Below are 26,084 nucleotides of genomic sequence, written 5' to 3' on the forward strand. Positions count from 1 at the left end.
CGGAATTTCCGATGGATAGCGGTGTTTTCATGTCAAAAACGACGACTGCGAACGCGTTCGAGGACGAGGTTTTCTTTACTCTCCGACAGCAACGCAACAACTGGGCGAAAATCGCAGTGGGATCGATCATTGCGGCGCTGCTCGCGCTTGGATGCCTGATTGCAATCTTGCCGCTGAACGAGACGAAACCATTCGTCGTGATGGTCGACAAGACGACCGGCGAAGCAGAGAAACTGGTCCAGGTCCGGCCTGCCTCTCTCGCACAGCAAGACGCGGTCCTGCAGGCTGAACTGGTGTCCTACGTCATTGACCGAGAGACCTATGATCAAGCCGATAACGCGGTTCGGATTCCCGATGTCATGGCCAGATCCGCCGCAAACGCCGCCGAGACGCTCGCGCACCTTTGGACGTCAGGATCCACCGAATATCCGCCGACTGTCTATGGCAATGAAGTGCGGGTAAGGGTCGTCGTAAAATCCATTTCGATCAGCCCTGCCGCCCGCCGGAATGCCACCGACCTCGCTCGAGTCCGCATCACGAAGTACCGCGAGGAAAAAGGCCGCCCCACCGCGGAGCGGACTTTCGTGGCAACGGTCGGATATGCGTTTCAACCCAAGGACGGGGCGAAGCTGGAGGAGGTCTGGAAGAACCCACTGGGCTTCAGCGTCCTGTCGTATCGTATCGACGCGGAGGCGACGCAATGAATTTAATCCACAACAAGGGGACTGCGATGTTCAAGCAAGTGATGATATCTGGACTTGTCGCTGCCATGGCGACGCCCGTTCTGGCGGATCAGAACATGCCATCTACGCAGCAGCTTGCTGTACGGGACCCCAGGATTCGCTCGGTGAGCTATGGGGAAAACAGCGTCTATCAAATCGCTGTGCCTATGAAAGCGGTCAGCGCCGTGGAGTTCTCCAAGGAGGAGCAGGTAGAGTCCATCCTGATCGGCGACAGTGCCTCCTGGGAAGTCGTCAAGCTGAAAAACGGACATGTCGTCAGCATCAAGCCGACAATAGCGGCGGCGGCAACCAACATGACGATCTATACCGATCGCCGCGTCTATACCTTCGAGATACGGTCGCTGGCCGAATCCGCGGGTGTAGCTGCCTCTCCGCCGATCCGGTCGGTTTTTGCGTACCCGGCTGATCGAGAGAAAAGATCGGCATCGCCGCCGCGTCCGGAAATCATCAACTCGAACTATATGGTTTCCGGGAAGGGGGAGTTCAGACCCGTGTGGGTTCAGGATAATGGCAGGCAGACCTCGTTCTTCCTGCCGGAGGGAGCACCCAGACCTGCGGTTTTCAAGGTGGGTGACAAGAAAGACGAGCAACTCATCAACTCACGCACGCAGGGCAACCGTATCGTCGTCGATGGCGTCAGCGATTTCTGGGTGTTGCGTATAGGCGACCGCTCCATTTGCATCGGCCGGGGCGGCGCGGTCAAGCAAACCTCGCACCTTGCAGGTGAGAAGCCCTCGGGAGGTAACCATGCAGGATGAAAATGGCTTGGGCAAAGGAACTCCCGACCCGGTAAGTCCGGATGAAGAAGCGCGTCTCGCCGCCGAGCGGGAGGTATTGCTCAATGAAAGACGCAGCCGCCAGACGGGAACCGCTCGAAGCAAGAAATCGAAAATCATGCTGGCGGTCCTGATGGGCGGCGCAGCTTTTGTTTTCCTCGTCACGGCAGGACCGACCGGCGTTTTGAAAGCTCTCGGCGTCATAGGCGACAGTTCACGGACGTCGAGCGTGGACATGGAGGTTGATCGCGAAAAGGATAAGCCAGCGCGACTGGATTTTATCGTGCCAGCATCGCCGCAACCGGTCGAGGAGAAACCCGTCGATCCTAACCTGGCGTGGAACGAACGGTTCAAGGAACTGCAGAACAAATTGGCGGAGGTGGAGCGCAACAAGCGGCCCGAAATCTCGACCAACGAGATACGGGACATGCTCTCGTCGTACAATGAGATGGTTACGCGGAAGCTCACTGAGGAACGCAAGGCCATGGCGGAGGAAAACGCCCGGCTGCGGATGGAGGCGCAGCGGGCAGAAGAGGAACGACGTCGGGCAGAAGAGGCAGCCAAGGCGCGCGCGGCTAACGCCAAGGAACTGGAAAAGATCGATAAGGCGCAACGCGAGTCTGGTTCGGTGATCGTCGACGAGCGCAGCGACCACGTCGGCGGCGCTGGCGCCGCGGGAAGTGAGGATGTCGCCGACCTTGATGGAAACGAGCGATTTCTGAAGTCCGCCGCTTCCAGCGTCGTTCAGACATCGGTATCGCAAAAACTGTTCGATCCATCGCGTATGGTCGTGCAGGGTACCATCATATCCGCCGTCCTGGAGACAGCGATCGATACACAGCTTCCGGGTAATATCAGAGCGCAGGTTATGCAGCCTGTCTATTCGTTCGACGGCAGCCGTGTCTTGATGCCCCCGGGGACTATGCTGGTCGGCCAGTTCAACAACGATGTGGATCTTGCTCAAAAGCGTGTTCTGATTGCATGGAACCGGGCCGTCACTCCGGACGGAAAATCGATCGCGATCGGTTCCACTGGCACCGACACGCTCGGGCGTGCTGGTACTCTTGGCAACGTGGACAACCGGTACGGAACGAAGTTCGGTGCGGCCATGCTGATCAGCGCGATAAACGCGATTCCATCGGCGCTTTCCAAGCGCGGTGGCGGCAGCTCCGGGTCTTCCGGCACGACGATCAATCTCGGCGACCAGCTCGCGAGTAATGCCGGCAGCGACTTGTCCGACCAGAGCAGTGGCGTCATGGAAAAATACCTCTCCCTGCCCCCTCTCATTCGTATTCCTCAGGGCGAGGAAATTCGCGTCTTCGTGAACAGGGATCTTATCTTCCGATGAACTACATCCAGCCACGCCGAGAAATCTCCTACGTGGAGCAATATTTAAGCCCACTGCGGGATTATCTGGTCGACGACAAAGTCAACGAATTGGTGATCAATCCAAACGGGTCCATTTTCATTGAGGCATCGGGCGCAGCCCACATGCACGAAATCGATGTCACCCTTTCACCACACGCCATCAAGCGGCTGGGCGCGCAACTCGCGGGCGAGACCCGCAACACCCTGGGCGCGTTACATCCCATCGTTTCGGGGCGCGTGGAAGTCTGGGGAAATCCCCAGCGTGTGCAGATCGTGATCGAACCGGCTATTGAACAGGGTGTCTCGCTGTCGATCCGGAAGTATCTGGCAAAAGGGCTTGCCAGCAAGGATATTGGCTTTGTTGAAGGCGTTCAGGTTCGAGTTGATGAAGAAAGGCGTGCTCGGCATCAGCGGATCGCGCAAATGGCAAAGGACGGGGATCTGCAGGGGCTGTTCCGGCAGGCCATCGACGAAAAATTCAACGTGCTGATTTCCGGTGGCACGTCTTCTGGGAAAACCACGATGGCGCGGTCACTGATTGGCATGATGGATATGAACGAGCGGCTCATCACCATCGAGGATGCACACGAGCTTTTTCCGCCCCACCGCAATCAGGTCGCGCTGATATCGGATCGCAAGGATAAATCGGCGCGCATGCCCTCGAAGTTGTTAGAGAGCTGCCTGCGCATGCGCCCGGATCGGATCATTGTCGGCGAAATTCGAGGCGTGGAGGCTTACGATTTCCTCGAGGCGATCAATACAGGACATCCGGGCGCTGTTACGACGATCCATGCCGACAGCCCGGCGTTGGCCTTCGACCGACTGGCGCTGATGGTAATGCGATCCGGAGTTCGCCTCACGCATAGTGAGGTCATCACTTATGCAAAGCGGACGATAGATATCATTGTGCAAGTCGGTCGCCGCAATGGTTCGCGTGGCGTCCTTGAGATTTATCTGACGTCACAGGACGTGGATTGACGGTTTTGACTGGATGAGTCGACGCGCCCTGCTCTCGATACCGAATGTATCGCGCGTTGCAAGGACTGCCGGTCTTCGCCGGGTGGCAGCCCGTTCGCACCATCGTGGTGACGATCTGAAACGCATCGTCCAAAGTTTGCACAGAAAGCTGCCGCAGAAGCAAAACGCATGGAGGACGGTCCGATCGCACACAGGTTATGGGGGCGACAACGGGGGTTGCGACGGGCCCGATAGCACTCAATGCGAACGAAATCGCCGTTGACACAGGGAAGGTCAAGGACGGATCATGGACACACGCGGAAAAGTGAATACGTTGTTTTTCGGGTTCGTCTTCTCGCTGGCCGTGGGACTATTTCTGGCGAGCCTTTATGCCGGATTTCAGCATGGCATCAACGCCTCTGCAATCGATAATTTCGACATTCTCGCTTTCTGGTACGAGACGCCATTCTACAAAGGATATGCGACACCTGTTTTTCAGCAAGGCCTGATGATCGTCGGTGGTGCAGCCGTATTCATCCCGCTGTTACTGGCGATCTTTCTCTTCCGGCAAGGGAGACATCATGGCACCGCCCGCTGGGCGCGTTTTGGCGAGCTGGCGACTGCGGGCTACATCAAGCGATACGGCCAGATCAACGGACCAATCTTTGGCAAAACCAGCGGTCCACGCGGCTTTGGCAGATATCTGACCAACGGTGACCAGCCACATAGTCTGGTGGTGGCGCCAACCCGTGCAGGCAAAGGTGTCGGCATCGTTATTCCAACCTTGCTCACCTTCAATGGATCCATTCTTGCGCTTGACGTGAAGGGCGAGCTGTTCGAGCTGACGTCGCGTGCACGTCTGGCACGGGGCGACCAGGTATTCAAATTCGCACCCTTTGACGAGGCCGGACGCACGCATAGCTACAATCCGGTGCTCGACATCGTGAACATGCCGCCCGATCGCCGCTTCAGCGAGACGCGTCGCCTTGCCCACAACTTGATTGCGGCAAAGGGTAAGGGATCGGAGGGCTTCATCGATGGCGCGCGTGACCTGTTCGTCGCGGGCATTCTGGCCTGCATCGAGCGCGGTACGCCGACGATCGGCGCGGTCTACGATCTTTTCGCGCAACCTGGCGAGAAGTATAAGCTCTTTGCCCAGTTAGCGGGGGAGACCAAAAGCCCCGAGGCTCAACGTATTTTCGACAATATGGCGGGCAACGACACTAAGATCCTCACCTCCTATACGTCGGTCCTGGGCGACGGTGGCCTCAATCTTTGGGCCGATCCGATGATCAAGGCAGCAACGACCACCTCCGATTTCTCGATCTACGACCTGCGCCGCGACCCAACTTCGATTTTTCTCTGCGTCAGCCCGAACGATCTTGAAGTCATCGCGCCGCTGGTGCGTCTTTTCTTCCAGCAGGTCGTCTCGATCCTGCAGCGGAGCATGCCGGGCAAGGACGAGATTTTCGAAGTGTTGTTCCTGCTCGACGAATTCAAGCATCTGGGCAAGCTGGAGTCGATCGAGACTGCCGTAACCACCATTGCCGGCTACAAGGGCCGGTTCATGTTCATCATCCAGAGCCTTGCGGCATTGAAAGGCGCGTATGAGGAATCGGGCAAGGAGAATTTCCTCAGCAATACCGGAGTCCAGGTCTTCATGGCGACCGCCGACGACGAGACACCCAATTATATTTCAAAAGCCATCGGCGACTACACATATCGGGAGCGGTCGATCTCGTACAGCCAGAGCAAGATGTTCGACACCAATGTGCAGCTCTCCAATCAGGGAGCGCCGCTGATGCGTTCCGAGCAGGTTCGCGTCATCGATGATTCCACCCAGATCGTGCTCATCAAGGGCCAACCGCCGCTGCGCATGGACAAGGTCAAGTATTATTCCGACCGCATTCTCAAACGCCTGTTCGAAGCCCAGACGGGGCCCCTGCCGGAGCCGACCGATGTCCGCGAGTTTTTTCCTCAACTGGAAACGCCTACGCCTGCATTGGTCGCCCCGGTTGAGACTGGAATGGGCGAGACCGGAGAAGACGCCGGGCATTCCCGGGGCGAGGCGGAGCCTTATACATACGCTGAGGAAAATACCTACGGTTACGCGGATGAGGGGGGCAAAGAGAATGGGCAGAACGAACCGCCGGCGGAACAGGAAAGCGGCGGCGGGAACCATGACGAATGGCAGACGGAGAGCGAGACAATCGCCCATGCCGCCGCAGAGCCGAGATCCGTCGACTCAGATCGGACGGTCAACAGTCTCACTGAAGAGGAAATGCAGGCGCTGGCTGCCCAGCGCGCACTGCTTGACCGCATCATCGCCCTTCAGCATCGCGACACATCTCAATAAAGGTGGCAGCTGCTCTCTCCCAAGTGGATGAATGATATTCAAGTAAAGGTATTGCATTTGTAATAATAGCCCTATTACCGAAAGAATAGAATTGATTTTACTGGAATGAGAGCTAGGTTTTATCGTGCACTATCTGGATTAAAGCGGCCAGGTCGTATTGGCCACTCGAGGCACAAAGTCACCAGGCGGTTGCCGACTGCTGACGAAGACGTTTGATCGCGAGGCCGCGGTCAACACAGGCGCGATGCCGATGAAAGTGCATCGCGCGAATGGAAACCAAACCGTGAAGGAAAAGAGAATGTCGGACAAAAACAACGGGCTTGAAGCGCAACCGAAACGCAGTCTCAGGATCGTGTCCGCCGTCAGGCATCCAGAGAACGATGATCTGCAGGATGAGGAACCTTTCTACCAGGACTTGGCCGAAGAGGAGCTCGTGCTGCTGAGGGAGTCATACGCGCTGTATCAGCAGGAAGCTCTCAGCAACGACAAGTAATAATCAAGTATTCCGGTATAGAAGGAACTTAGATATGGTGGATTCTACGGAAGAGCTCTCGGCTTTGATGCAGTCGACGAAGTTAAGCCAGCATTCTCCTGTCGACATGAAGTCGGGCAAGGAGGGGGAGGTTCTGCTTTGCCTGCCTCGGGATAACAACCCGGCCGTCTGGGATGCGCTGCCTCCGAAGGAGTTTGTGCAAAAACATGGCGGGATTCCGCTTAATCACGAGGATCTCGAGCACATATTGGTTCTTGTGAAGGATCAGAACGGCAATTACACGCCATCCGTTCTGTTGGACAAGACTGTTACAAAGCCGGATGGCACGGCGCTGCCATACAAAGACCGAGTGAGGACGGCGCAGGACAAGCTGCGTGAATGGGGCGTACCTGCAAACCTTAATCCGGAGCGGGTTCAACACGGGACATGGAACAAGGACGGAAAAGAGCTTCCGAAATACAAGCTTGAAGGGGAACGGCAGTTTTTCGAGACGCCGGGCGGTCTGCGGTCGCAGCAAAACGAATACAAAAATATCATGACAACTGGAGCGTCTGCTCCGGACATGTTGCTGCATAACGGCAATAAAGGCATTCTAGTTTTTCGTCACGAGAATGACGGTCTGGGTTCGATTGACGCTGTGAAGCAGCACTACGGTTATGAAAAGGCGCAGCTCAAATCGACCGGTAATTTCTATCACGACGCGGGCTATATCGATGCACGGTCGAAGGACTGGAATACCGCTGACCACCGTTTCAAAGGATACTTGAACGAGGGCCACACGAAAGATCTGGGCGATGTCATGGTCAGCGTGGGCGGCGGACGTATGTTCGATGCCAAACTTGTCCTGGAGCACCTTCCAGACACACCCCAAGCGCAAAAACTGCGATATGGGCCGACACCGGAAAACGAACACATTCTTATCAACGTCAAGGATCCCCATAACAACACGCATGTCCCGATCGAGTTGGCAAGTGTCACATTTCCTGGGCATTTGTCTAAAGTTGCAGACCGAACCGGAATCCATAAGGGAGACTGGGCCGAAACCAAGATAAATGCGTCAGGCTCCAAAGAGCTGACGCCCAACGCGATCAACAAATTGTTTCAGAAGCATCGTGACGTTCCCGACGTCATGGTGCAGTCGAATGGCGCCCTGTATCCTCTCAATGACCCCAAAGTGACAGCGAAGGGAGCGGATTTTATAAAGGAATATCCTCGAGATAAAACGTTCGTAGCGACGGTCGGGGACAACGGCGGCCGCAACGGTTCCTACAGGAATGCGGCCTCGCTAACGAACGACCGGATGCCTCCAGCAGCTTTGGAAGCGTTGAGAGAACGCACCGCTGAACCACGCACCGCGTCCCGGTTTGCGACGCAGAACACAAGTGCTGATGCGGCGGGTAAGGAAACCGCGCCACCGGCGGCGGCTTACGCGACACCAGCCGCGACGCCGGCAGTCCCATCGAGGTTTGCAAACAGTAACGTGCCGCCGGTACCCGGACCCAATTTTCATACTGGCGCAAATGTACAGACGCACCAGTTCGAAAACATGACTCCTCAGAGCTATCAGGCTTCTCAGGCTGCTCGGGACGGTATCATATCTCGGCCGTCGAGCAGAGATTCACATATGTCGGTAGCCGAATAGTTAAGGAACCCGCACCACCTTCTGGGCGGACGCGGACTGCAGTCGCGTCCATCCACGCATCGTCCCTGTTTTTCAACTGGACCCAATCTTCCTCCGGCATGAAAGAACTGTCGCATGGCTCGATCTCGGAAACGGCTTTCCAAAAATCCAAACACCGCCTTCGGCGCGCGCGCGGCGCGGCGCCAGCAAGGCCTTCTCGACGCACTTGCCGCCGCCGAGACCGGGAAGGCGAAAGAGTTTCAGAAGAAATACGGCCAGCGTGGCAAGGCGCGTGGATATGCCGCCGAGTTTGCAGATCTTGCCAAGCTTGGTCCGGAGGCGAACCAGGGCGTTATATACCAGAGCTGGCTGAGACAGAAAAAGCTGTTCGTGGATCCTGCCGATCCGAACACGCTGGTTCGGCAAAAAAGAAGACTGAATGGCACAACTCAAAAATTTGAAAGACAGCTTCCCCTGACCCAGGCAGACAAAGAGTCTGGAAAAAAGCCGCGGGCAATGATCACCAGGACGGTGAAAACGCGGGGCGGCAAGACCATCGATAGCGAATATAATGAGGCGGGCCAGCTCAAAAGAAAACTGAAGCTGCGTAGCGGCGGGCGGTTTAAAGAGCAATGGGAAACCGACTCAACCGGCAAACTCATCCGGACGCGTTTTCGCACGGATCGATTGAGAGACGGGGTATTTTTTAGCCCAGTTTCGGAGCGCATGTCCGGGCTCGATCAGAATGGAAAACGCCTGCTCGTCCAGACAAAAGGACGTCGGGAAAAGCTTTTCGAACGAGACGAGAAGACCGGTAAGCTTACCCTTACGGGCAGGAAAGGCTGGGTTAGTTCAGAGTATAGGACGCTGAAAGCCGACGGCAGTCTTGCCGGCAACAACCGTAAATGGGGCAAGATTTGGCAAAAAGACGTTCAATACATCGGAGAAAACAGCAAGAGGGTGACAACGAGGAAGATACTGGGCGGAACGTCGATCCGAACGGTGCTGCTGACAGCCAAGGAACTGGCCGAACAGAAACGGCGTAGAGATGCCGCGCAGAAGCCTGATGCGCAGGTGACCGCATCTGTGGGGGGCAGCTTTGCTCCGGCCGCGCCTGCTCCCGATCCCTATGGTAGTGTCGCGCCTGCTCCGATCCACAGGCTTGGGCAGAGGTCACCTTCCCCAGATATTTCTGCTCCGGCCAGAGTCGACTCGGGGGTCGGACTGGGAACTGAAAAGCCATTCCAGCGTGCTGGACAGGATCAGGAGCGGGCTTCCAACGATGAAAAGACGGTGGCAGCGCTGTTTGAATCAATACAAATGGACGGACATACGCCGCCGAGATCGGGAGGGATAGCTCAGACCGCCCCTGTTTCGTCTGTTGCCAGCCTACCTCAGCGTTCGGCGTCTACGAGCGGCAGTCGGTTCGCAAAGCCTGCCGCGTTTAGCCCCGCATTTCCAGCACCGGCGGCTCCGATCCGCCAACTCGGAAATAGTCAGGAGCAACTTGCCCTGGCAGCTCTGCGAGAGTCGACTGAGATGGACAATCAGAAACAGGGGCCGGCAGTTCAACCCGCCTCTTTTCCGCCCCCTGCCCTTAGTCAACCTCAATCCCAGCCTACGGGCGGCAGCCGGTTCGCAAAGCCTGCCGCGTTTAGCCCTGCATTTCCAGCGCAATCGGTTCCGATCCGGCGACTTGGAAATAGTCAGAAGGCTCCCGAGGCAACCGATGCAGGTGATAAAAAGGTGGCGCCATCTCATCTGGACACGCCGGTACCGGGACGGGTAGCGCAGCCTGCGGCGTCTACGAGTGGCAGTCGGTTCGCAAAACCCGCCGCGTTTGCCCCTGCATTTCCAACACCAGCCGCAGTCAGCACGCCTTCGGCACGCACATTCGACCCACGTAACGATAGAGACCGGGGGGCGGCGATCACCGTATGATTGCCGAGAAGAAGTGGCATTCAGTGGGACAGCACCACGTTATGTTGTAAGTGTCCATGTCGTCTTGCAGGTAACCGCTGTTCCCTTCCCACATTGTGGCCGCCGCCCGATTTCGTCCTTCCATGGAAGAGCAATGGAATTTCTGCTTGGAGGTTCTCACGACCAGAAAGCCTGGAAGCGAGGGTCACCGGCAATGCCTGGATGAGCTTAAGGGCAGGTGTGCGGGCTGAAACGTCATACGACAGCGACGGCTTTGCTCGATGGGAGGTTTCGACCCGATAATTACCGTTCGCTTTAGGAGGTATAGGTGGGAAATCGGATCACGTACCGGGCTCGACCAGATATCCCTGATTTCAAGATGTCGCGATAGTACTCCACACCGCTTTCCAACCAAATCTTGTCGCAGCGCGAAAGCGCTACGCAGTTCATTTACACCGGCTCCTTATCGAACCACCGCGCAATACGACCTCATCGTGGTGGCCCCAAAGACATCTTTATGGCGTGAACAATCTGCCGGCTCATCGAGCCCGATCAGTGCAACCTCATGGCCGGACAAATGTCGCGCTGCTTCCGACGCAATCATCTTGCAGCCCAAAACGACGACCTGAAATGGAGATTCCCGATCAACCAGACCATGTAAGAGTTGGGGCATCGATAAACGCAGACGCGTGCATGTCGCTGCAATTCTATCCCGGATCGGGCGTCAGCCCGACGCCTGTCCGGACCGCAATTCAAAAGGGTGGTGCGTAAATCTGCGCCACACTCGCTGCCTAACACGGTGTTCGACATACGGCAGCGACGTGCGTTTTTCTGTTATGTGAAACGCTGCTGGGTTCTCCCTGTCGGCTTCGATTGGCCGTTCAGGACGTTCATGGAGGATGGGATAGAGCACTATCGCGTGCGGTTCCGATCGCGTTCAATCGGTGGCGTGCGCCTGACCTCGGGAGGCCCTCGCCGGTTGGCCTCGTCAGGAGCAGCGCCTTCGGGCGCGACCGCAGGGATGGCACGTGGTTGAGATGGATCAGGCCCCGCAACGGCGCGGTTCGCTTGCCGGCTGTTCGTCGGGACGGGCTCCGGTTGCCTTGCGATCTCCGGAGCGGTGCGCGATGGAGTTGTTTCGACGGGCGGTGTCTCTGTTTCGGATCCGTCAGCCTGTTCTTCCGACTCTTCAAGGGCGCGCTGGCGTTCGCGACTTGCCGCTCGCTCGTCGCTTCGGCGCCGTATTTGCTGGCCACGGGTTTCGATGGTTTCCGCCAACAGGTGTCTTCCTCGTGAATCCGTCAGGGCCGCGCGCCCATCATTCCCTTCGGTGACAGCAGCATTGGTGGTTGCACTGGATTCGGCCCCGGCCCCGGTAGCCTCGTGGTGATCGCGCGCGGGTGCGGACGACATAGCGTCGGTGGTTCTGGCTGGCCTGCGGCGGCGGCTGGGACCTGCTGCCGATTCCTCGATCTCGCGATTGCGACGTGATGCTTCGACCTGGCGTTCACGGTACTCGGCCATCTCTCGCCGGATCTGGTCCTCGACGTCGTCGCTTTCAGAAGAGGGCTCAGATGGGCCTCTTCTCGCGCCCGTGGCACCTGTTGGATCCAGTTCATCGCGGGACGTCCCCTCACCTGATCCGCCATTTCGTGCGAGATCGTCCGCCATTCTCTGGAGGTTAGCGTAGAGTTCGTGGTTTGGGATATAACCAGGCGGCAAGCGCGGCTCTTCTGCTCGCGGCATTTCCTCATTTATTTGACGCGCTGCGAGCAAGTCGTACTCGCGCAGGAGCCAACTTGGCTCGTCCGCATAAAGATCGTCATCATCTTCCGGAGATGGGGTGGGCTGGGGCACGCGGCGACGGCTTGGGCCAGCTTCCACTTCATCCGCCGCACGGCGCTCGCGGCTCTGGCTCCGACGAAGGTCGCGCGCGTCTTCTGCTTCCTGGCGGCTGTCGACAGGGATCGGGTTCGGTGCAGCCTGGCGCCCGTCATTGCCCCCGGATGCATTTGCTTGGGTCATCTCCCCGCGTAGTTGCCGCGCCGCAAGTGTGTCGTAATCGGGACGGTCCAAACGGAGCGGCATCTCATAAAGATCGCTATTGTCTTCCGGAAATGGGCTTGGTTGGGGCTCTCGGCGTCGGCTTGGGCCCGCCTCCAATTCATCTTCAGCCCGGCGCCGGCGCTCTTGGCTCCGACGATCATCGCGCGCATTTTCCGCTTCCCGTTGGCTCTCGACGGGGATCGTGCTCCCGGTGGCCTGTCTCCTGTCTTCGTCCCGAGATGCACCAGCCCCGCCGCTCGGTCCGCCGCCTTCATCCCCGACCGGCCTTCGTCCGGTCAGCTCGGGAAATACCTCCTGTTGGCCATCTCGAGCGAGGTCGACGACTTCATGGTGCTCTTCAAAGTGATTGCGAAACTCTACTCTTGCCTGTCGGCGATATTCAGCGGTGGTTGGCCCGCGTCCTTGAAGGCCGCGTTGTCCGCGAGACGTCGCGTCGAGTTCAATCCCCTGATTCCAGGCCGCATCCGCTAGCGTTTCGCGCAACGTGTCATAGTTGAGGAAGCGGTTACGATGGGAAATGGCAAGCCATTCACCCCGTGCTGCCAATGAGCGTCGATTGACAATGACATGAACATGAGGATGCGGCCTGTTCGTGTGGAAGGCGGTGATGTAGTCCCATTCTCCGCCATTGCGGCCGGATCCAAAGACGTCCTCGGCCCAAGCGCGTCCGGCCGCGTAGGCTGCCCCGTGGTCAGTTCCAGGAGGGAAACTGACAATGATGTGGGTGGTGAGGTCCTGCTCGCCATCATAGAGCGACTCGCCGTTCAGATAATGTCCGGTCTGCTCTGCCCACAGCCTCGCCCAGTCCTCATATTCGGCCCGCGACATCTGCGCACCACCGTGTCGCTCCGAGAGCTCGAGAACAACATCTTCATCCTGATCCAGGTAACACAACTGCTTGCGGAGGCGCTTGATGGATTTGCATCCGCCATTACGTGGAATATGGACGATAGCTTGTCGCGGTCCGGACATCCGATCTGATCCTTCCAAGGCGAATGGTGCTGACTTAAGCGTCCATCGCCTCTTGAAGAATGTTCCTGCCATCTCTGCGGCGGCGGGAGACATTCAATATCATGCTGAGACGGGCATCAAGGTGCGCAAATTCGCGTCCGAAAGCCGCCCGTTGCCTGGCAAAATCGTTCATATCGACAGTTCCGGTCTTTGCGCAGGCCAGCTTCAGCTGGGCAATATTGCGAGACAACTCACCGATTTCCCGCAGGATATCCTGAAGAACCGTGCGCGTTTCAGAGTCGATCTCGAGAAACCCCGCAATCCGTCGGGCGGCGATCCGTAACGCCATATTGTGAGACAGTCCAAGTGTGGCAGCTTGGCCGGAGAAGGCCAGGTATTCGGCTTCCCGCAGGCGAAGGCTGACAATCTTGTATTCCTTGGGATCGGCTTCCTCACCAGTGATGGAGGACTCATCGAAAAAATCCGGCGAAGCCTTTTTTGAATGTTGCGTCATTAGTAACTCCTCAGGGGCGCCTCGACGACGCTCGCGTGAGCGACGCACCCGCAATTCAAATTACCATCCTCCCTCCCATCTTCAACGCTGTGGATGTATTTTCGCAGAACAGTGAAGCTACATTTGAAACCAGAACTTCAACTAAATGAATTGATGTTCCGGATCGAGATATCCATCATCACGAGGTGCACAAACTTACTTTTACACAACGACAGGCGTCGTCTTTTTATTGGAGATCTATGATGAAACTGGTTACGTGCTGCTCCTTTAAAGGTGGGGCCGGAAAGACAACCGCGCTGATGGGTCTTTGCTCGGCTCTGGTGGCGGACGGAAAAAGAGTGGCCCTTTTTGAAGCGGACGAGAACCGCCCTCTGACCCGGTGGAGAGAAAACGCTACCAAGCGGAACGCGTGGGACACGGCATGCGAGATCTTCATCGCAGATGAACTTCCTCTTCTCGAGCATGCGTATGAGCAAGCCGAGGCCGAGAATTTTGACTATGCCTTGGCTGACACACATGGCGGCTCCAGCGAACTCAATAATACGATCATTGCAAGCTCACAACTCCTGCTCGTGCCGACAATGCTGTCCCCGCTCGATGCAGATGAAGCCCTGGCGACCTACCGGTATATTATCGAGCTGTTGATTGGTGAGAACCTGGCCATTCCGGCCGCGATCCTGCGGCAACGCGTGCCCGTCGGAAGGTTGACATCCTCCCAGCGCACAGTGTTGGAGATGCTTGGCGAATTGCCTCAAACGGACAGGCCGATGCATGAACGAGATGCATTTGCGGCCATGAAGAACAGGGGCATGCTGCACTTGAATATCCGCAGTGCGCAAACGAATCCCGCTATGCGGCTCGCTTTGCGGAATCTGACGACCGCCATGGAGGAACTTCACGAACTCGGCCGATTTGTGGACAACGCCCTGGAGCAATAAGATGGGAATTCGCAAGCCCAGCCTGTCGGTCAAAGAGGCGAGGACCCTCGCTTCGGTTCGGTCGACGGCGTCGCAAGAATTGGGCGCCTTGAGCAGTCCGGATCAAGTGCCCGATGCACCTGCCCTTCCGATCGCCGGCTCAGCAAACCAAAGCCGCAAGTCGGGCGACACGTGGCAACGCCGCCCAGCAGGAAATGACATCAGCGAGACTGGGAAACCCGCTCCGAAGAAACCGGGGGCGGCGGCATCATCAAAAAGTTCTGGAATGTCGTCGGACAAAGTTGGTCCCTCTGCCCTGACGGGCGCTCAGGACAAAGGCGTCGTCGCGGAGTCTCCGTTTCCGACCTCTCGGGTACGCCGCGATAAGGTCCAGGTTTTTCTCTCGGCTCCTTTTCCTGCGGCAGGTGTTTCGCCGACATTCGAACTTCTTTGCAAACAGTATTCTCCCCACAAAGCGCTGCAGATGATCCTCCGCAAAGCTCTCCATAGTTACGAGAGGCTGCTGGCGGATGGCACCTTTCAGCGGGTGGCGCAAACCTATGACGTCGATGTCGCAGCAGCTACGGAAGCTGTGCAAACGTCGCGCATGATGCCGAACCGTCTCGTTGTGATCGCACGTGCGCACTTCGATCCTTTGGGGTTGGAGAGCACCCGCGCTTTCGGGCGGAAGCTCGGAATGGCTGCTCTTGCGGCGTTTTTTACCAACGAGCGCGCTCTCCGCCAAGCCCGCGAAGGCGGAGGCCATCAACCATGAGCGCTCGAGCGGTAGGCGCCGTGTTTTCAGGCCGACGATGACGCTCCTCCCGAGCAACCGATCATGAACCGATGCCTCTCAGGCAAAGCGCTTTAAATGGATAGCGCCGGCGCGAGAGGCCTTCCCGCGTTGCTGACAGGGGCTTCATCTCATCCCTGTTGACGCCGATGTTTCAGCCGGGAGTGTATGAGCGGGGGAAAATAATGTCCTGATCAACCAGAATATTGAACTTGTATCCTGGTCGGATGCGAATTGTCGGTTGCACGTTCAGGTTTTTCGAGATTGTCTGCTCGGCCGCACGCCCAAAGACTTCTGCAAAGTTGCGTCTCGCGGCATCCGAGGCGGTGTCCTGGGTCGCGAGTGTCGAACTTTCCGGCATCGACATATCAATCCCGGTTCCGATGATGGCAACAAGTGCTGCCGAGCCGAAGGTCCGCAAGAGGTGCCGGTCGACCTTGTCCGTGAAGCCGCCATAGCCTTCAGCATCGGTTCCTGCCATGCCGCCGATCTGAAGCGTCGCGCCATCCGGGAAAATGAGATCGGTCCAGACGACTAGTACTCTTTCCTGGCCGAAAGAGACCTTTGAATCGTAACGGCCGAACAGCTTGGCGCCCTGGGGAATAAGCAGGCGGTAGCCTGTGGCGCTGTCATAGACGCTCTGGCTGACCTGAGCAGTGATGCGACCGGGAAGATCGGAATTCAGCCCGGTAATCAGTGTTGCCGGAATAACGGAACCGCGTTTCAGCTCATACGGCGATATCTGCGGCACGACCCTGCTCGGCAGATAACCGAGATCTTTAATGTCCTGGTTTAGAAAATCTTCTTTCGAAACCTGGCGGTTCTGATCTGCATTCTGGCCCGTTAATCCGGCCTGCATCGCGGCTGCGTAGAGGTCGGAAGCCACTGAGGTATTCGCCGTCCCGGCTTGGCCACCCGGACCTGTTCGTGTCGAAGTCTCTCTTGCTTCGGCGATGTCGATCTTGAGTGGCGAGTCTAGCGCCGTCGAACGTGCCTGAAGGCGTGCTAACCGTTGTCTTTGCCGCTCTCGAATAAACTGTTCGTCCTGCTCTCGTTTCAATCGAGCGAGCCAGTCCGCCTCCGGCTCAAGCTTCGAACCCTGCTCGGCTCGCTCGTCGCGCCTAGGTACCTCCTCTGCTTGCTTCTGTTCGACCTTTTGCTGTTCTGTGGCCGGCGTTGGCTGATAAACCTCCCGCTCGGCCGGCTCGCCAATGATACCGTCTGAGACACCCCGCTTCAACTGATCGCCGAAGGTCGACGCTGGCGAGTTCGAGGCACTGTCGGCTTCCGAATTCCTGCTGAACGGCAAGCCCCGCGACGCCAGGCCGATCACCACGATGCCGATGATCACCGCGACGATGGCGATCACCACGATGATCGGTATCCGGTTGAGACGGCGCATCCCCGTCTGGGTGCTTGACGGGTTCAAGTTTCCAAGCTGGAGCGACTGGACCATTTTCGTTCTCTCAGCTGCGCTGCATGATGGAAAGCGGGCTTGCCGGCGTGGCGCCGGCTGGCGTTACCAGATAGGCGCGGCTGATCGCGATCGATGGCGTTGAGAGCTGCGCAAGGATCTGGCCGTCCATGCTGCCGATCGACCACGCAAGTTCGAGCGGCGTGACGTCTTTCGCGACCTTTTGATCGACAATAACGGTATAGCCCCAACCCTTCAGTGCAGCCTCCAGCGTTGCGGCGAACTCAGAACTGTCTTTCTTCATTTTGATTGTTGTCGTGCCGCCTCTGCCGATCTGTTCGGCAAGACGGCTTGCCATGTCACCCGCAACGGCGCTTGCGGCTAAACCCGAAATTGCGGCTGGAGCGGTATGCGTGTCGAGAGCGTCGTCAGCGGTCTGGCAACCGGCGAGAAGAGCCGCCATGACGATGAAAGCAAAAAGCTTGTGCATGGATCACCCTCCCCTGCGGATGGTGATCTTTTGCTGTCGCCAGCCAACGCCCGAAACCAGAATGGCTTTCTCGACCGCATAATCGACGATCATCATATTGTTCTTCATCCGGTAGTTGACGATGCGGTTCTGGCCCCCGCTGACTACAAAGAGAACCGGCGCATCCTGGCTCGACACTGATCCTGGGAACTGAATGTAGGTTTTCATCCCGTCCGAATAGACGCGCTTCGGCTTCCATGAAGCCGTGCCGCTGACGGTATAGGAGAAGTTCAGCCTATCGGGCGCCGTGCCAGCAGCTGCGCCGACCTCCATTCGAGCATTGACGTCTGCCAACTTGGTCGACACGTCTTCCGGATAATCGAACCCGATCCGCGCCATGTATTGGCTCGGATGGGATTTCAGCCGGATATGATAGGTGCGGCGCGAGGTGGTGACGACCATCGAGGTTACCAGGCCGGGCTCTGATGGCTTGACGATCAGATGGATCGCCTGTCCACCGGTGGCGCCGGACGTCGCCGGCTCGACCTTCCAGCGCACGGTGTCGCCGACCAGAACATCGCGTACGATTTCGCCCCCTTGCAATTCGATGTCGCAGACCTGGAGCGGCGAGCACACGACCGAGGGCTGGGTTTCGCCAAACAGGAAATTCACCTTGCCGTCCGGTCCCCTTGTGACAAGGCCGGATGTGCCTCGCCATTTGCCGGAAAGGCTGGTCCCTTTCACCTCGTTTGTCGTCATACCCTGAGGGTGCGCGCTGCCTGCAACCAGCGATGCGGCCATGCAGACGGTCGCTGCGATCAATCCTGTGGCGTTCATGAAAGTCCCTTGCCCTTAAAGCTGCGCCGTCCAATCAAAATCCCGCACATAGAGGCCGATTGGATTGAGCCGGATGGTTGTCTCGTCTTGCGGCGCGGTCAGCGTCACTGTTGCGATGCCGCGGAACCGGCGTGTGCCCGTTTCCTTGCCTTTCCGGTCGCGCTCGTATTCGGTCCAATCGACCTGATAGGTCTGATTGGAAAGTGCAACGATGTTGTTGACCTCAATGGCAATGGTCGCGTTTCGGGCCTTGGCGAACGGTGAATTGCCGCGGAACCAGGCATTGATCTTCTGTGTGGAGGGATCCGAGGCTCTCAAAAGCGCATAGGTTCGGTCGATATATTGCTTCTGCACCACCGCATCGGGGGTGACGCTGCGAAAGCTCGTCACGAAGTTTCCCAAGGTCGCGCGCACCACGCGGGCGTCGGCATATTCGATCTGCTCCGGGAAACCGGCCACGACCGAGGTGCCGAGCTTGTCGACTTCGACGATATAGGGCACCAGCTTGACCTGGATACTGAGGTACATGGCATAGCTGAAGCCGATGACGGCCATTGTCAGGCCAACAATACCAACGATCCGCCAGGCAGCGGCCGCCTTTACATAGGAGCCATATCGTTCGGACCATTCCTGACGGGCGGCAAGGTACGGATTTTCCGGCGCGCGGTTGGATGCCATCGCTCGATCCTTTCCGGTTATTATCAATCGTTGCGCTCGGGCGGCGGCGTATGACCGCTATAAGCGCTGCGCTTCCCGTCGAGCTTTGCGTTGGCGAGGCCAAGGATCGAGCCGGCATAGGCGCCGGGAGAGCCGATCGCTTTTTCCTTGGCAGCAGAACCGGCGGCCCTTGCCCCCGACCCGACACCCGCGCCGATGCCCCGAAGTGCCGCGCCTGCCACCGATGATCCGGCGGCTCTCGCCGCCTGTGCGGCAGCAAATCCGGCGCCCACAGTGCCTGCCGCGAGGAATGCTCCGCCAGTGGCAAAGGTTGCCGCCTGGCCGCCGTGACGGATCGCCTCCATGCCGCTGCTGACGGACGCGCCCTGCACGACACCCTGCATGATGTTTGGCACGTACATGGCGATGATAAAGACGACGACAGCAATGCCGGCAATGGCGAGCGCGGTTTGGAACTGGTCGCCGACGTCAGGTTCATTGGCAAGGCCGATCAGCACTTCGGAGCCGATGCGGGAAATCATCACGAGTGCCATCAGCTTCATGCCAACCGAAAAGGCGTAAACCAGGTACCTGACGGCGAAATCCTTGGTGTAGGACGAGCCGCCGAGCCCAAGCATGATCATGCCGGCGAGAAGCCCGATATACATTTCGACCATGACGGAAACGAAAAGAGCAGCAACGAGCGAAAAGGAAATCACGGTCACGACCATGGCGAAGGCCGCTGAAATCGCCAGCGCGTTATCCTCGAACAAACCGAACTGGACTTTCTCCGACATTTTGGTTGCAACTGTCAAACCGGCGTTGAAGACGTCCGCCGGCGATGCTGTGCCGCCCTCGGCGCCCAGCTGGAACAGGCTGTCGACCACGGCCTTGGCGAATGTCGGCCCTTGCGCAAGAACGAAGGCGAAGAACCCGATAAACATGATCCGTCGGACCAGTTCGGCGAACCAGCTGTCAAGTGATGCGGCCTGAAGCGCCAGCCATACGGCCGCGATACCGATTTCGATTGTCGCCAGAATCCAGAACAGGGATCTGGCGGCATCCATGACGGTGGTTTCCCACCCCTTGGCCGCAGTCGTGACTTGGTTCTGCAACGTGGTGAGAACCGAGCCCTCCTGCGCAAGCGCCGGCTGGGTTGCGACCGCCAGCAACGCGATAGCTAGAAACGCCTTGTGCAACGGCCAAATCCGAACAGTGTCCATGGGCGTCACCATTCCGGCTTCATCTTCTGGCCGCCCGAGGTCGGGTAGTCTTTCTTGCCGAAGAATTTTTGCCGACGCTCGTGTGCCGCCTGCTTTTCGGAGATGAAAAACCACGCGCCGGCACTTGCAGCACCCAGCATCGCTGCGACGGCAATCAGGATAGCTTTCGTTCTCACCACTCGATCCCCATCTTCTGCCCGCCGGAAGTGGAAGGCGCGGTGGCGCCGAAGAATTTCTCCCGCCGCGCCTGCGCCAGATCCTTGTCGGTCTGCTCGCTCTGGAGCCAGGTGCCCATCATCGTCATCTGCTGGGAGATCAGACCGCGAAGCTTCTGCGTCTGGGCGACCTGTTGCGCCGCGATCTGGTGGCCGACCTGCAGCGCTTTCATCTGACCGTCGGCAGACTGCGACATCGAGCGTAGTGAACCCATCGTGCTCTCCTCACTGTCGAATTGATCGGCGGTCAGACTGGCGGCCCTGAGCGCGCCGGCAATCGTTTCGCGATTGGTGTCCGACCAGGTCTGGTAGGTCGAGGAGAAGCTTCCAACATCGGGCAGGCTGGTTTTCAGCTCGGCGTAGCTTTTGAAGCGCTGTTTCAGGACGTCATCGGCATTGCCCATCGAAAAGGCAATACCTTGCCCCTGCTCGACAATGCTGCGAAGCTGGTTGAGATCGTTCTCGACCTGGCCCCAGATATGATTGGGTAGCCCAGCCGTGTTCTGCAGCATATTCTGATAGATCTTCAGCTGGTTCTGGATCTGCTCGGCAAGCTGGCTGATTTGCTTCACCTGATTTTCCACCTGCACGCCCGAGCTCTCCAGCAACTTGATCAACTCGGCATTGTTGGCCATCTGGGTCCATTCCGTCGCAGCACCCGTGGCGCTGCCCGCATAGACTGGCCCGATCATTGCAGCACTCACCATCAGCGCCGGGATGGCTGAGAGGCACCTATTCAATGTTGAGCAGCGTTTCGCCATCGTGAACTCCTCTCGTTTGCAACCAGTGAATTGGCCAGTCCTTGCCGTGTTCGCGGTGGAGGGCGCGGATGTGCTTCAAGTCCTCCTTGCCGGACGCGCCGACAAAACTGAGCGCAACTGGTCCGAGCGACATATCGAACAGCCGGCGGCCCTCGGGCGTAGCGATGTAGTATTCGCGCTTCGGCCGCGCCGTCGCGACGATCTCAATCTGGCGCTCGTTGAAGCCTATGTTTTCATAGAACTCGCGCGTTCCAGGTTCGCGGGCTGCACCGTTTGGCAGGCAGATCTTGGTCGGGCAGGATTCCTTCAGCACGTCGATGATGCCAGACCGCTCCGCATCGGAAATCGACTGGGTGGCCAGGACCACCGCACAATTTGCCCTGCGCAAAACGCGCAACCATTCGCGGATCTTGGCCCGGAACACAGGGTGGCCGAGCATGAGCCAGGCTTCGTCGAGGATGATCAGGCTTGGAGAGCCGTCGAAGCGCTTTTCAATGCGATGAAAAAGATAGGTCAGCACCGGAACGAGGGTGCGCTCGCCCATGTTCATGAGGTGTTCGACTTCAAACGTCTGGAATGCATGGAGCGCGAGGCCGTCCCGTTCGGCATCGAGCAGCTGACCCATCGGCCCGTCGACCGTGTAGTGATGAAGGGCATCCTTGATCTCCCGCATCTGAACCCCACTGACAAAGTCCGAGAGCGACCGGCCGGGAGCATCTGCCATCAAAGAAATCTGCCGGGAGATCGCGTTGCGATGGTCCGGTGTGATCGCGACACCTTGAAGCGCCACCAGCATCTCGATCCATTCCGTCGCCCAAGCCCGGTCGGTATCGTGAGAAAGATCGGACAGCGGGCAAAACGCCAGGGCCGCCCTCCCCTCCCCCTCGTTGCCCCCGCCGATTTCATAATGGTCGCCGCCAGCGGCCAGTGTGAGAGGAAGGAGCGAGTTGCCTTTGTCGAAGGCAAAGATCTGCGCTTGATTGTATCGGCGGAACTGCGCGGCGATCAGCGCAAGAAGCGTTGATTTACCCGACCCGGTGGGTCCAAAGATAAGGGTATGCCCGACATCATCGACATGCAGGTTCAAGCGAAACGGTGTGAAACCGCTGGCGACTTGCATCAGCGGCGGCGCGTTCGGCGGATAGAAGGGGCAGGGCGCCTCCGGATTTCCGGACCATACCGAGTTCAAAGGGATAAGGTCGGATAGGTTGCTTGTGTTGATCAGCGGTTCGCGAACGTTGCAGTACCAGTTGCCAGGCAGGCTGCCGAGATAGGCATCGGTCGCGTTGAGGGTTTCGATACGGGCGCCGAAGCCTTCCGCCTGGATTACGCGCCGGACCGCCTCGGCTTTTTCCTGCAGTGTTTCGCGGTCATTATCGAAGAGCACGACGACCGGCGTATAATAGCCATAAGCGACGAGCCGTGAGGAGGCTTGCGCGATCGCATCTTCCGTTTCCGCGACCATGGTCACGGCGTCCTGATCAACGGACCGGCTTTGCGTCTGAAAAAGTTGGTCGAAAAAGGGCCGCACCTTCTGTTGCCATTTCTTGCGTGTGCGCTCCAGTTTCTGCCGCGCTTCCTCCGCATCAAGGAAGATGAAGCGGGAGGACCAGCGATAGGTCAGTGGCATGAGATCGAGGCCGCCGAGAATCCCTGGCCAGCTTTCGGCCGGCAGGCCATCGATCGCGACGACTGCCAGAAAACGGTTCTCGATCTTCGGCGTCAAACCATGTTCGAGCTCGGCTGTGGCAATCCAGTCGAGATACATCGGCACGTCCGGCAGCTGGACAGGATGATTGTCGCCGGTGATGCAGAAACGGGCAAACTGGAGCAGTTCATCATAGCGGACGATCCGGTCCCCTCCCCTCTCCACAATTTCGCGCGTTTGCATGCGGCGGATGGACAGCGTGTTCGAGAGATATTGTTCGACTTCGCGGATTGAACCCTTGAAGAGAAAGAGCACGGTGTCGGCATAGGACTTCTTCCGGCTTTCCTCGTCGGCATAGACGTATTTGCTGAGTGAGGTGCGCTTCGACTCCAACGGCCGGTGGGTGAGGATCAGGGCGTGCTTGCTCTCGAAATGCCCCTGCTCCGTCTCGAAATGTGCCCTGCGTTCGGCGTCAATCGCGCGTGTCACGCGATCCGGGAAATGGCTGCGGTCCTGAGAAGGATAGTCGGTGGTCGGAATTCGCACTGCCTCGACCTGTATCATCCAACCGCTGCCAAGGCGCGAAAGGATCGCGTTGATCTGGCGCGACAGCTCGTTGCGTTCGAAATCTGTCGCGCTCTCGGAGTCCGGTCCGGCGAAATACCAGCCCGCCATGAGTGAACCGTCCTTCAAAAGGAGCACGCCATTGTCAACGAGGCCCGCATAGGGAATGAGATCAGCGAAGGATGGGCCTGTGGTCCGGAAGCGTTTTAATGCGACCATGCAAGCCCCCTCAGCATCTGCGCCACGGGGCTGACGTAGCCTTGTAGTAAGGCTTGTAGGAAACATGCCGGATATAGACTTGCCGCATCAAAGGATCGGACTTGGCCATCATGCGCAGCGCGCCGACAATGACGATCCAGATGGCGACACCGAACAGGGCCGAGTAGATCGTCAGCACGACAAAGATCAGGATGACGGCAGCAAGACCCGTGATCAGCACCAGTTCACGGTCGGCCCCCATTAAAAGGTTCGGTCGTGACAGGGCCCGGTGAATGCGATTTCGTCGCAATGAGGAGCTTGGGGAGGATTCAGCCACACGCCGCCTCCCCACTCGCGGAAACGCTGGCGCGCGCATGTCGATCCATTGGCAGACCAACCGAGGCGCCGGTTGCACCGAACAGGCCGATAATCTGTGTGGCGCCCAGCAGGATGCCGGCCACCAAGACGACGTATACCAGGCGCCGCGCAAAATCGTTCAACTCACCGCCGAAAATCAGCATCCCGCCGGCGACTGCGACCGCCGCCAGAGCGATATAGCCGGCCACAGGCCCTGTGATGGATTCCTGGATCTGTTCAAGCGGTCCTTCCCAGGGAAGTCCCCCTCCCCCGGATCCGGCGACCGCCGGTGAAGCAAGGGCCATGGCTCCGATGATGGCCGGGCCAAGGATCAGAAAACTTCGGTCAGGCTGCATCGCGCTCTTCCTTTCCATAAGGTTCGATCTGATATTGCCCCCCGCAAAAGCGGGCGACGTGCAGGATCTCGGCGACGCGCCTTCCCTTCGGCGTGCGTTCGATCGAGACGATCAGGTCTACAGCAGCCCCGATCACCGCCTGCATCGGCTGCTGGCTGACTTCCGCGGTCAGTTGTTCGAGCCGTTGCAGCGCGGAGCGGGCGTTATTGGCGTGGATTGTGGCGATTCCGCCGGGGTGCCCCGTATTCCAGGCCTTGAGCAGTGTCAGGGCGGCCCCGTCCCGCACCTCACCGACGATGATGCGGTCGGGTCTCAACCGCATCGTGCTTTTGAGAAGCCGGGACATATCGACGGTATCGCTCGTGTGCAGGCAGACGGCATTGTTCGCCGCGCATTGGATTTCCGCTGTATCCTCAAGGATGACGAGGCGGTCCGGCGGCGAAAAATCGACAATCTCGGCCAGGATGGCGTTGGCAAGGGTTGTTTTGCCCGATCCTGTGCCGCCGGCAATGATGATGTTGAGTCTGGACTGCGCCGCATTGCGAATGACTGCCGCCTGGTTACGGCTCAAGATCTTGGCGGTGACGTAATCGTCAAGCGGGATCAGCCTGGACGCCCGACGGCGGATCGTGAACGACGGTCCCGCGACGATCGGCGGCAGCAGGCCTTCGAAACGATGACCGCCGATCGGAAGCTCTCCGGAGACGATCGGCCGTTCTTCATCGACTTCGGAATTCAAGACATGTGCCACACTGCCGATGACGGTCTCGGCAGCGCTGCGCGATAGTTCTCCCGCCGGCGTGATGCTCTGGCCGAGACGTTCTATGAACAGCTTGCCGTCGGGATTGAGCATGATCTCGACGACGCTCGCATCGTCAAGTGCGGCACACAACTGGTCTCCCAGTGCGTTCTGTAGCTTGTTGACGAGACGAGGGAGCGAGTGGTGACGGCCGTTGATCATACCTTATGCCGCCTTTGACCGGAGGACGGCGAAGGTGGAGCAATATACCTGTGGCCGGAGACGTTCGAAGCTCGTCGGGTCCGCTGGCAGGATACCTGCGACGCTGCAGGTCTCATTAATCAAGGTGGGTGGACCGAGGCGGCGGAGCGGCCAGCCGACCCGCTTCAGGATCCGTTCGAAGCGGACGTCGGTCGCTGTCGCAATTTCGCTGTAGCCGTTGAGCAGGCACCATTCGACAATACCTGCGAACATTGCAATGGTGACCTTGTGCAGCGACCCGTCTACCCTGCCCTCCTGCCAGCCGGTATCGACGCAGAAGCGAGAGCTTTCGATCATGCGGGCATGGGCATCGAGTCTGCCGCTAGGGAGCAGTTGTGGAAAAATCGCCGCCAGCATCGTTGGCCCGGTTGCCGGGAGAAGGCGTGCACAGCCGACAACACGGTTTTGCGACGTGAGCGCAATGATGTAAGTCGGGGAAAGCGCGTCGAACTTGTCGTATTCCATCCCTTTGGCGCAGCGTACATTCCAGGAGAGGCGTTCCTTGAACACTCGCGCGCGAAGGCGATGCATCTGGCTGACGATTTCACGCTCGCCAGGTGTTTTGGGGTCATGAATAGCGGCTATTTCCATCGAGAGGTCTCCTGCGTGACTCAACGCAGGGAGGTTTGCCCGCAATGGGAGAGCCAATCTACTCGCAGAAGTGTTAGTGACGATTCGGTCTCTCGGGGTGCGGCGTTGAGGCGTAGGCCGGTAGTCGCGGCGCGTTTTTTTGCTACGAAAAGTGTTAGCGCCATCATCAACGGCAATCTTCAAGATGTTGATAACCCTTTGATCCGAAAGCGGAATCTTCATCCTGTTGGATGATCACCCCTGTTCCCTGTTGCGATTGTAACCTTTTGAAAACCCTATTTTCCTTGCCATGATGAGGGAATCGGGTAACTGTCACGA

At 58.2% G+C, this 26,084-nt stretch carries 24 protein-coding genes; 10 read left to right on the top strand and 14 right to left on the bottom strand.

From position 1 onward, the window contains the following. Nucleotides 1–11: 11 nt before the first annotated feature. The 8 genes from OIU37_RS33820 (at nt 12) to OIU37_RS33855 (ending at nt 10,255) form a co-directional block, all read left to right on the top strand. Nucleotides 12–704 (top strand): virB8 family protein, encoded by a 693-nt coding sequence (locus OIU37_RS33820; protein ID WP_264260032.1) that lies wholly within the window; start codon nt 12–14, stop codon nt 702–704. After that, nucleotides 701–1,501, top strand: a complete 801-nt coding sequence (locus OIU37_RS33825) for a TrbG/VirB9 family P-type conjugative transfer protein (RefSeq protein WP_264260033.1) — start codon at nt 701–703, stop codon at nt 1,499–1,501. The genes OIU37_RS33820 and OIU37_RS33825 overlap by 4 nt, the downstream gene beginning before the upstream one ends. Next, nucleotides 1,491–2,867: a TrbI/VirB10 family protein gene (locus OIU37_RS33830; RefSeq protein ID WP_264260034.1), complete on the top strand. Its 1,377-nt coding sequence runs from the start codon at nt 1,491–1,493 to the stop codon at nt 2,865–2,867. Before OIU37_RS33825 ends, OIU37_RS33830 begins: the two co-directional genes overlap by 11 nt. Then, entirely contained in the window at nt 2,864–3,865 is a 1,002-nt protein-coding gene (gene virB11, locus OIU37_RS33835) for a P-type DNA transfer ATPase VirB11 (RefSeq protein WP_264260035.1), read from the top strand. Before OIU37_RS33830 ends, virB11 begins: the two co-directional genes overlap by 4 nt. Nucleotides 3,866–4,151: 286 nt before the next feature. Beyond that, nucleotides 4,152–6,200 (top strand): type IV secretion system ATPase VirD4, encoded by a 2,049-nt coding sequence (gene virD4 / locus OIU37_RS33840; RefSeq protein ID WP_264260036.1) that lies wholly within the window; start codon nt 4,152–4,154, stop codon nt 6,198–6,200. Between the two features lie 298 nt (nt 6,201–6,498). Continuing rightward, nucleotides 6,499–6,693: a hypothetical protein gene (locus OIU37_RS33845; RefSeq protein WP_264260037.1), complete on the top strand. Its 195-nt coding sequence runs from the start codon at nt 6,499–6,501 to the stop codon at nt 6,691–6,693. 34 nt (nt 6,694–6,727) lie between these two features. Continuing rightward, entirely contained in the window at nt 6,728–8,335 is a 1,608-nt protein-coding gene (locus OIU37_RS33850; RefSeq protein WP_264260038.1) for a hypothetical protein, read from the top strand. Nucleotides 8,336–8,449: 114 nt separating this feature from the next. After that, entirely contained in the window at nt 8,450–10,255 is a 1,806-nt protein-coding gene (locus tag OIU37_RS33855; RefSeq protein WP_264260039.1) for a hypothetical protein, read from the top strand. A gap of 891 nt (nt 10,256–11,146) precedes the next feature. On the opposite strand, the gene OIU37_RS33860 is transcribed toward OIU37_RS33855, so the two are convergent. Further along, entirely contained in the window at nt 11,147–13,273 is a 2,127-nt protein-coding gene (locus tag OIU37_RS33860) for a relaxase/mobilization nuclease domain-containing protein (protein WP_264260040.1), read from the bottom strand. Nucleotides 13,274–13,307: 34 nt separating this feature from the next. Next, nucleotides 13,308–13,766, bottom strand: coding sequence for a DNA mobilization endonuclease VirD1/MobC family subunit (locus tag OIU37_RS33865; protein ID WP_264260041.1), 459 nt, complete (start codon nt 13,764–13,766; stop codon nt 13,308–13,310). Nucleotides 13,767–14,008: 242 nt separating this feature from the next. Between OIU37_RS33865 and OIU37_RS33870 the strand changes: the two genes are divergently transcribed. Together OIU37_RS33870 and OIU37_RS33875 are read left to right on the top strand one after the other, a co-directional pair. Further along, on the top strand, nt 14,009–14,704 hold the full coding sequence (locus OIU37_RS33870; RefSeq protein ID WP_264260042.1) for a conjugal transfer ATPase VirC1: 696 nt from the start codon (nt 14,009–14,011) through the stop codon (nt 14,702–14,704). 1 nt (nt 14,705) lies between these two features. After that, nucleotides 14,706–15,458 (top strand): VirC2 family conjugal transfer protein, encoded by a 753-nt coding sequence (locus OIU37_RS33875; RefSeq protein WP_264260043.1) that lies wholly within the window; start codon nt 14,706–14,708, stop codon nt 15,456–15,458. A gap of 172 nt (nt 15,459–15,630) precedes the next feature. On the opposite strand, the gene trbI is transcribed toward OIU37_RS33875, so the two are convergent. Genes trbI through traI form a run of 12 tightly spaced genes read right to left on the bottom strand, consistent with a single transcriptional unit; the run spans nt 15,631 to nt 25,766 of the window. Then, nucleotides 15,631–16,932 carry an IncP-type conjugal transfer protein TrbI gene (gene trbI / locus OIU37_RS33880; RefSeq protein ID WP_264260044.1) on the bottom strand — a complete coding sequence of 434 codons (1,302 nt, stop codon included), beginning with the start codon at nt 16,930–16,932 and terminating at the stop codon, nt 15,631–15,633. 10 nt (nt 16,933–16,942) lie between these two features. Next, a complete protein-coding gene (gene trbH, locus OIU37_RS33885) occupies nt 16,943–17,380 on the bottom strand; it encodes a conjugal transfer protein TrbH (protein WP_264260045.1) in 438 nt (145 codons plus the stop codon). Between the two features lie 3 nt (nt 17,381–17,383). After that, the gene (gene trbG, locus OIU37_RS33890; RefSeq protein WP_264260046.1) at nt 17,384–18,196 is read right to left on the bottom strand and encodes a P-type conjugative transfer protein TrbG; all 813 of its coding nucleotides are present in this window, start codon (nt 18,194–18,196) and stop codon (nt 17,384–17,386) included. 15 nt (nt 18,197–18,211) lie between these two features. Beyond that, nucleotides 18,212–18,874: a conjugal transfer protein TrbF gene (locus OIU37_RS33895; RefSeq protein ID WP_264260047.1), complete on the bottom strand. Its 663-nt coding sequence runs from the start codon at nt 18,872–18,874 to the stop codon at nt 18,212–18,214. A 23-nt stretch (nt 18,875–18,897) separates the two neighbouring features. Continuing rightward, nucleotides 18,898–20,076 (bottom strand): P-type conjugative transfer protein TrbL, encoded by a 1,179-nt coding sequence (trbL, locus tag OIU37_RS33900; protein WP_264260048.1) that lies wholly within the window; start codon nt 20,074–20,076, stop codon nt 18,898–18,900. Nucleotides 20,077–20,081: 5 nt separating this feature from the next. Continuing rightward, nucleotides 20,082–20,252 carry an entry exclusion protein TrbK gene (gene trbK / locus OIU37_RS33905; RefSeq protein ID WP_319004770.1) on the bottom strand — a complete coding sequence of 57 codons (171 nt, stop codon included), beginning with the start codon at nt 20,250–20,252 and terminating at the stop codon, nt 20,082–20,084. Continuing rightward, nucleotides 20,249–20,998 carry a P-type conjugative transfer protein TrbJ gene (gene trbJ / locus OIU37_RS33910; RefSeq protein WP_264260106.1) on the bottom strand — a complete coding sequence of 250 codons (750 nt, stop codon included), beginning with the start codon at nt 20,996–20,998 and terminating at the stop codon, nt 20,249–20,251. The genes trbK and trbJ overlap by 4 nt, the downstream gene beginning before the upstream one ends. A gap of 25 nt (nt 20,999–21,023) precedes the next feature. Next, nucleotides 21,024–23,483: a conjugal transfer protein TrbE gene (locus OIU37_RS33915; RefSeq protein ID WP_264260050.1), complete on the bottom strand. Its 2,460-nt coding sequence runs from the start codon at nt 23,481–23,483 to the stop codon at nt 21,024–21,026. 10 nt (nt 23,484–23,493) lie between these two features. Further along, nucleotides 23,494–23,799, bottom strand: coding sequence for a conjugal transfer protein TrbD (locus tag OIU37_RS33920; protein WP_264260051.1), 306 nt, complete (start codon nt 23,797–23,799; stop codon nt 23,494–23,496). After that, a complete protein-coding gene (locus OIU37_RS33925; protein ID WP_264260052.1) occupies nt 23,792–24,175 on the bottom strand; it encodes a TrbC/VirB2 family protein in 384 nt (127 codons plus the stop codon). The genes OIU37_RS33920 and OIU37_RS33925 overlap by 8 nt, the downstream gene beginning before the upstream one ends. Continuing rightward, nucleotides 24,165–25,136 (bottom strand): P-type conjugative transfer ATPase TrbB, encoded by a 972-nt coding sequence (gene trbB, locus OIU37_RS33930; RefSeq protein ID WP_264260053.1) that lies wholly within the window; start codon nt 25,134–25,136, stop codon nt 24,165–24,167. Before trbB ends, OIU37_RS33925 begins: the two co-directional genes overlap by 11 nt. Before the next feature lie 3 nt (nt 25,137–25,139). Further along, entirely contained in the window at nt 25,140–25,766 is a 627-nt protein-coding gene (gene traI, locus OIU37_RS33935) for an acyl-homoserine-lactone synthase TraI (protein WP_264260054.1), read from the bottom strand. Nucleotides 25,767–26,084: the final 318 nt, after the last annotated feature.

Source organism: Rhizobium sp. BT-226, from assembly GCF_025847085.2.
Lineage (GTDB): Bacteria > Pseudomonadota > Alphaproteobacteria > Rhizobiales > Rhizobiaceae > Rhizobium > Rhizobium sophorae.

Coding starts and splice junctions, on each gene's coding strand:
- OIU37_RS33870 (WP_264260042.1), top strand. CDS start 14,009: ATGAAACTGGTTACGTGCTGCTCCTTTAAAGGTGGGGCCGGAAAGACA.
- OIU37_RS33875 (WP_264260043.1), top strand. CDS start 14,706: ATGGGAATTCGCAAGCCCAGCCTGTCGGTCAAAGAGGCGAGGACCCTC.
- trbG (WP_264260046.1), bottom strand. CDS start 18,196: ATGAACGCCACAGGATTGATCGCAGCGACCGTCTGCATGGCCGCATCG.
- traI (WP_264260054.1), bottom strand. CDS start 25,766: ATGGAAATAGCCGCTATTCATGACCCCAAAACACCTGGCGAGCGTGAA.
- OIU37_RS33845 (WP_264260037.1), top strand. CDS start 6,499: ATGTCGGACAAAAACAACGGGCTTGAAGCGCAACCGAAACGCAGTCTC.
- trbB (WP_264260053.1), bottom strand. CDS start 25,136: ATGATCAACGGCCGTCACCACTCGCTCCCTCGTCTCGTCAACAAGCTA.
- OIU37_RS33825 (WP_264260033.1), top strand. CDS start 701: ATGAATTTAATCCACAACAAGGGGACTGCGATGTTCAAGCAAGTGATG.
- trbL (WP_264260048.1), bottom strand. CDS start 20,076: ATGGACACTGTTCGGATTTGGCCGTTGCACAAGGCGTTTCTAGCTATC.
- trbI (WP_264260044.1), bottom strand. CDS start 16,932: ATGGTCCAGTCGCTCCAGCTTGGAAACTTGAACCCGTCAAGCACCCAG.
- OIU37_RS33850 (WP_264260038.1), top strand. CDS start 6,728: ATGGTGGATTCTACGGAAGAGCTCTCGGCTTTGATGCAGTCGACGAAG.
- OIU37_RS33865 (WP_264260041.1), bottom strand. CDS start 13,766: ATGACGCAACATTCAAAAAAGGCTTCGCCGGATTTTTTCGATGAGTCC.
- trbJ (WP_264260106.1), bottom strand. CDS start 20,998: ATGGTGAGTGCTGCAATGATCGGGCCAGTCTATGCGGGCAGCGCCACG.
- OIU37_RS33925 (WP_264260052.1), bottom strand. CDS start 24,175: ATGCAGCCTGACCGAAGTTTTCTGATCCTTGGCCCGGCCATCATCGGA.
- trbH (WP_264260045.1), bottom strand. CDS start 17,380: ATGCACAAGCTTTTTGCTTTCATCGTCATGGCGGCTCTTCTCGCCGGT.
- OIU37_RS33830 (WP_264260034.1), top strand. CDS start 1,491: ATGCAGGATGAAAATGGCTTGGGCAAAGGAACTCCCGACCCGGTAAGT.
- OIU37_RS33895 (WP_264260047.1), bottom strand. CDS start 18,874: ATGGCATCCAACCGCGCGCCGGAAAATCCGTACCTTGCCGCCCGTCAG.
- virB11 (WP_264260035.1), top strand. CDS start 2,864: ATGAACTACATCCAGCCACGCCGAGAAATCTCCTACGTGGAGCAATAT.
- virD4 (WP_264260036.1), top strand. CDS start 4,152: ATGGACACACGCGGAAAAGTGAATACGTTGTTTTTCGGGTTCGTCTTC.
- OIU37_RS33820 (WP_264260032.1), top strand. CDS start 12: ATGGATAGCGGTGTTTTCATGTCAAAAACGACGACTGCGAACGCGTTC.
- OIU37_RS33860 (WP_264260040.1), bottom strand. CDS start 13,273: ATGTCCGGACCGCGACAAGCTATCGTCCATATTCCACGTAATGGCGGA.
- OIU37_RS33915 (WP_264260050.1), bottom strand. CDS start 23,483: ATGGTCGCATTAAAACGCTTCCGGACCACAGGCCCATCCTTCGCTGAT.
- OIU37_RS33855 (WP_264260039.1), top strand. CDS start 8,450: ATGGCTCGATCTCGGAAACGGCTTTCCAAAAATCCAAACACCGCCTTC.